Genomic DNA, 5038 nt, shown 5'->3' on the forward strand with positions numbered 1-5038 from the left:
AACAAATTGAACAGAGAAAATCAACAGCAAAATAATTGTAAAAATTAATATTAAAAAAAAAGGATAATCCCTAATATAAAAATACATTGTTTTAGAATTTTTAGGAATTCCCAGTTTGTGAGTCAAAAAACTGTCTGTCCCACTTTTAAGATATGAAATAACTTTCCCATGACAATCAATAATACAGGTTATACCGTCAATAGTACTTCTTATAACCGGAGAATTATATTCTGCAGCACGAAAAACACTCATTGACAAATGTATTTTTTGAGCTTCTTTACAATTAGACCAGGCATCATCACTTATATTAATTAAGAAATCTGCATCTTTTTCTTTCATCAAACAAATCAAAGGTGAAAATGAGTCTTCAAAACAAATTGGAGAGGCAAATATTAAGCCCCCGATTTTAAAAACTGAAATTTCATTTCCCATAGAAAAAAACTCACAGTTTAATCTTTTTTTGATAAAATCAAAGAACTTAAAATCTAAAAATGACGGCCAGAATTCTGTAAAAGGTACTAAATGATTTTTCGAATAGATTTCGAAATTTTTATTATCAGGATGAAAAAAAACTGCTGAGTTATAATTTCTTTTTCCAGCAATATGATTGTTTCCTGTAAGAAAAGCACATTTTTTTTCCTTAAAATAGTCGATTAAATCAACTGCAAGTCTATGCCGTCTTGAATCAGAAAAATTTTCTGAATGATAAATAATATCAGGAACAATTGCCGTTTCCGGCCAGACAACCAATTCTGTTTCCGGACTATATTCAAGAGCTTTATCTGTAAGATTTTTTAAAAGCAGTGCGTCATTTTCAAAATCTGAAATAGAATTTGATGAGGCCGATGAAGAATTTTGTATCAATGCAATGTTTAATTCTGATTTTTCAGTTGTTTGATATGGAAATAAATAAAAAATAAAAACTGCCGGAAAAATTGAAAAAAAAGCAGAAATCTGTTTATTTTTAAATATTAAAAGTTCATAAATAAGTGAATTAAACAGATAAATTAGAAAACTTACTCCATTTACACCAAAAAGTGATGAAAATCTTAAAAAAACAGGGTTTTTCCACTGAGTATAGCCGGTAATTCCATAAGAGAAGCCAAAAATTCCACGAGAACGAAGTAAATCAAATGAAATTAAAATAAAAATACGAAAAAGCCAGAAAAAATTTCTGTACTTTGATGGAAATACTATTTTTGCCCAGATTAATATAAAAAATAAAACTGAATAATAAAATCCGAAAAGAAAACTTACAAAAGAAAGAGCTGCAAAACCAAAGGAGGAAAGATACCAGCAAAGTAAAATATATGAAATAAAACCATATGCAAAGCCGTAAAGAAAAGATTTTTTTAAAGATATTCTATCTAAAAGTAAAAATAAAGGAAAATAACATACCCATGATAAAAAAGAAATACCGTCCTCGCACAAAAAGGACGGATTGCTTAATAAGAAAAGAAAAACCGATAAAAACAATAAAAGAAAGTTTTTACTTCTTTGCAACAGGAATCTCCACAAGAGCCTTTTTTAACTCCTGACCTGCACGGAATGCTGCTACATAGTGAGGTTTTACAGAAAGAACTTCACCTGTCTTTGGATTACGTGCTTTATCACGTCCCTTACGTAAACGAGGTTCAAAAGTACCAAAACCTCTTAATTCAATAGTAGAACCTTCTTTTAAAGAATTTTTTACTTCTTCAAAAATTGCATCAAAAGATTCCTGCAGTAATTTTTTTTCAATTTTTGTAGATTCATGAACCTTATCAATAATATCGCTTTTAGTTATTTTTTTTACAGACATATTAAACACCTAAAAAAAATGCTATCTGAAGTGCACAATAAATACAATCAGATAGCACATTTATAATAAAATCAAATTGAAACTAGTTTGCAGCTGCAAATGTAGTATTATAAAGTTTCTGCATACGAGACTTTTTTCGTGAAACAGCGTTTCTATTAAGAACACCCTTACTGCGTGCAGAATCTAATTTTGAAGTTAAAAGATTAAGTTTTTCCTGAGCAATTTTAGAATCTTTTGCATGAACAGCTTCAACAAACTGTCTTACATAAGTGTGACATTCACTTTTAATTGCCTTATTGTGCATGCGGCGTACTTCGCTCTGGCGGAATCTCTTCTGTGCTGATGTCTGATTTCTTGCCATAAAAAAAATCTCCCAAAAAAAATAATTATTTACTATCAAGATTAAAAAAATACCTTGCAAACTTAACACTGTTGCAAGGTATAAAATCATCTCCTAGCAGAATTGAACTGCTGTTGTCGGGATGAAAACCCGATGTCCTAACCACTAGACGAAGGAGACATCTTTGCAACTCAGTAGCGAGCTGACTCTGATAATATAGCAAATCTAAAAAATTTAGTCAATAACTGAAACATCTTTTTTTTTAATTTTTTTGTTTTTTTTTTCAAGTTTACCTTTTATTTATCACAAACATAATATAAAATAACTAAGTTTTTTTTAGGAGCAAAAATAATTGCCATATCTGCATACAGTAATTCCAGATAATTATCAGGGAAGCACAAGGCTTGATAAATATATAGCATCTCTACCTTCTGAAGAACTGAATGGTTTATCTATGAACCGTTCAAAGCTCAAATCTGGGATTACAGAACTGCTGTTAAATGAAAAAAAATCAAAACTCTCTGCTAAAGTAAAAGCCGGTGACAAAATAGATATTCAATGGGAAGACAATATCCCGGAAAACATTGTACCACAAGACATTCCCTTAGAAATTATCTATGAAGATGAAAATGTTACCGTAGTAAACAAAAAACAGGGCATGGTAACTCATCCGGCAAGCGGAAACTGGAGCGGCACTCTTGTGAATGCGCTTTTATACCATTGGGGAAGAAAAGCAATCAGTCAGAAAGCAGATGATTTGTCTCTGACAGAACTGATAATAAAAAGAAGGCCTGGAATTATCCACAGACTTGATAAAGATACTTCCGGTGTAATCATAACAGCCAAAAACAGAGACTCGGAAGAATTCCTGCATAACGAATTTCTGCATCATAACCGCATAAAAAAAGAATATATTGCAATATGTTGTGGACATCCAAAAATTCTTGAAGGAAAAATCGAAACACAGATAATCAGAGATCCAAAAGACAGGAAAAAATTTAAAGCTGTTACAGGAACAAATCAGGGAAAATATGCGTGCACAATCTACAAATGTTTTGCAACCTACGGCCCATTTTCACTGATGAAAATCAGAATAAAAACCGGACGTACTCATCAAATCCGAGTTCACATGAAATACCTTGGCTGCCCGATTATGGGAGATTCAATTTATGGTAATTATCTGAAAAATTCTCCTTTTGAAAATGCAACTCTCATGCTTCATGCATATCTGCTTTCAATACGGCTTCCAGAAAGTAAACAGCGTATGACTTTTAAAGCACCTGTGCCTTTAAGATTTAAAAAAGTGTTAAAGACACTTCATCAAAAATATGGACCAAAATCATGAAAATAATTCATACCCCAGATGAAAACTCACCTTTTTTAATTGTCGAAAAACCTGCTGGAATTGCAACTGCACCTCTTAAAGAGGGAGATGAAAGTATTCTTACTCAGGCAATCCTTAAATTTCCTCAAATAAAAAATGTTCATGGCAGAAAGGAAGTTGAATACGGTCTTGTACACAGAATAGATACAGAAACGGAAGGACTAGTTTTAATTGCAACAACACAAAAAGCCTTTGATTTTTTTATAAAAATCCAGAAAGAAGGCTTGTTTGAAAAATGGTATCAGGCTAAATTTACAAAAGTTCAGAATATATCAGATTTTCTGGAGGGATTTCCACCGGTTTCTGAAAATACTAAAACGATTTCTTCAGGAAGCAGTTTTTCAATAGAAAGCTGTTTCCGCTCATTTGGAAAAAATGGCTGTGAAGTCAGACCTGTTACTCAAAATGCAGGCAGGGCTGCATTAAAAAAAGCAGGCCAAAAAATTTACCGGACAGAAGTTTTTATTGAAAACGAAGATACTGCAGTCTGTCACATAAAAGAAGGTTACCGTCATCAGGTAAGATGTCATCTTTCATGGGCAGGACTTCCAATTAAAGGAGACTGTATTTACAATCCTGAAGCACGAAGTAAAAATACAAAAATCAAAATGGAATTCAGAGCTTTTAAAATCAGTTTTCCGCACCCTTTGACACAAACTCCTCTAACCTTTCAAATGTAAAAAGGCAAAAAGTTTTTATACGTTTATAAAAAGCTCTGTCAACTTTTTTATCAATGAATGGAAGTTTTATAATATCAACACCGCCTAAAGCGTAAATAATCCAGTTTTCTCCGTAATGAAAAATTGATATAACGGCAATCATTTTTTCTTTACCAATTGCACTGAAAAAACTCCTGTAACGGACACGGGTTTTATTTTTCATACTGTAAAAAAAATAATTTCCCATTTTTTCTGATTCAATTTCTGCCGTGTAATAATCAAGCGGCTTCATTAAAAACTTTTCGGTTATTATTTCTTTTTCATTATTTTGGACAATACTTTGAATTTTTGCATCAGCATAAAGATATACGGTTTTTCCCTCATTATTTACATAAAACGGAATTGAAGTATAACTTTTTTCGTCTTTAAGCATTTCTGAAACTATTTCAGTTAGATCTTCATACCCCTCATAGGGAAGAATTTTTATAATTTCAGCAAGGTGATTTGGATTCACTTTTTTTACAGAGTCAATCAGCTGACGAGTTTCAGGAATTTGATTTATGCGGGCATATTTTAATTTTCCGATACTGTTACAGACTACTTCACCATTTTGAAGTGAAATCATTTCAAGCTCAGAAAGCCGTTCATTAAAAAGATATTCAATCTCCCCTTCCATAATTTTTACTGACTGTTGTGAAAAGGCTTTTAAGAGAAATGAAACTGATAAAATCAAAAAGATTATTATTTTACTCTTCTTCACTTTCCATGCCATATTCTGCAAGCTTTCTATGCAGCGTCTTGCGGCCTATTTTAAGCACTTCAGCAGTTTTGCTTTTATTGCCTTTATTGGCGGC

Annotated in this window: 7 protein-coding genes and 1 tRNA gene; 2 read left to right on the plus strand and 6 right to left on the minus strand. The window is 32.0% G+C overall.

From position 1 onward, the window contains the following. The 4 genes from lnt to ACKI5B_RS06060 form a co-directional block, all read right to left on the minus strand. The coding region (gene lnt / locus ACKI5B_RS06045; protein WP_407426834.1) for an apolipoprotein N-acyltransferase at window positions 1-1518 on the minus strand (1518 nt) is incomplete at its 3' end. Next, window positions 1490-1801, minus strand: coding sequence for an HU family DNA-binding protein (locus tag ACKI5B_RS06050; protein WP_407426836.1), 312 nt, complete (start codon window positions 1799-1801; stop codon window positions 1490-1492). The genes ACKI5B_RS06050 and lnt, both read right to left, overlap by 29 nt. 82 nt (window positions 1802-1883) lie before the next feature. Then, window positions 1884-2162, minus strand: coding sequence for a 30S ribosomal protein S20 (gene rpsT, locus ACKI5B_RS06055; RefSeq protein WP_407426838.1), 279 nt, complete (start codon window positions 2160-2162; stop codon window positions 1884-1886). A gap of 87 nt (window positions 2163-2249) precedes the next feature. Next, a tRNA-Glu gene (locus ACKI5B_RS06060) sits at window positions 2250-2321 on the minus strand. A 172-nt stretch (window positions 2322-2493) separates the two neighbouring features. Here ACKI5B_RS06060 and ACKI5B_RS06065 point away from each other — a divergent pair. Continuing rightward, a complete protein-coding gene (locus ACKI5B_RS06065) occupies window positions 2494-3486 on the plus strand; it encodes an RluA family pseudouridine synthase (RefSeq protein ID WP_407426840.1) in 993 nt (330 codons plus the stop codon). Beyond that, window positions 3483-4205, plus strand: a complete 723-nt coding sequence (locus ACKI5B_RS06070) for a pseudouridine synthase (RefSeq protein WP_407426842.1) — start codon at window positions 3483-3485, stop codon at window positions 4203-4205. Before ACKI5B_RS06065 ends, ACKI5B_RS06070 begins: the two co-directional genes overlap by 4 nt. Here the strand turns inward: ACKI5B_RS06070 and ACKI5B_RS06075 are convergent. Together ACKI5B_RS06075 and ACKI5B_RS06080 are read right to left on the minus strand one after the other, a co-directional pair. Then, window positions 4156-4917 carry a DUF6675 family protein gene (locus ACKI5B_RS06075; RefSeq protein ID WP_407426844.1) on the minus strand — a complete coding sequence of 254 codons (762 nt, stop codon included), beginning with the start codon at window positions 4915-4917 and terminating at the stop codon, window positions 4156-4158. The two genes, ACKI5B_RS06070 and ACKI5B_RS06075, sit on opposite strands and share 50 nt — an antisense overlap. 13 nt (window positions 4918-4930) lie before the next feature. Then, window positions 4931-5038 (minus strand): helix-turn-helix domain-containing protein (locus ACKI5B_RS06080; protein ID WP_407426846.1); only part of this gene is annotated, 108 nt, incomplete at its 5' end.

The organism is Treponema sp. (assembly GCF_045657965.1).
GTDB lineage: Bacteria > Spirochaetota > Spirochaetia > Treponematales > Treponemataceae > Treponema_D.

What these genes read in the sequence shown, in the direction of transcription:
- ACKI5B_RS06050 (WP_407426836.1), bottom strand. Translation starts at nt 1,801, where the DNA reads ATGTCTGTAAAAAAAATAACTAAAAGCGATATTATTGATAAGGTTCAT.
- rpsT (WP_407426838.1), bottom strand. Translation starts at nt 2,162, where the DNA reads ATGGCAAGAAATCAGACATCAGCACAGAAGAGATTCCGCCAGAGCGAA.
- ACKI5B_RS06070 (WP_407426842.1), top strand. Translation starts at nt 3,483, where the DNA reads ATGAAAATAATTCATACCCCAGATGAAAACTCACCTTTTTTAATTGTC.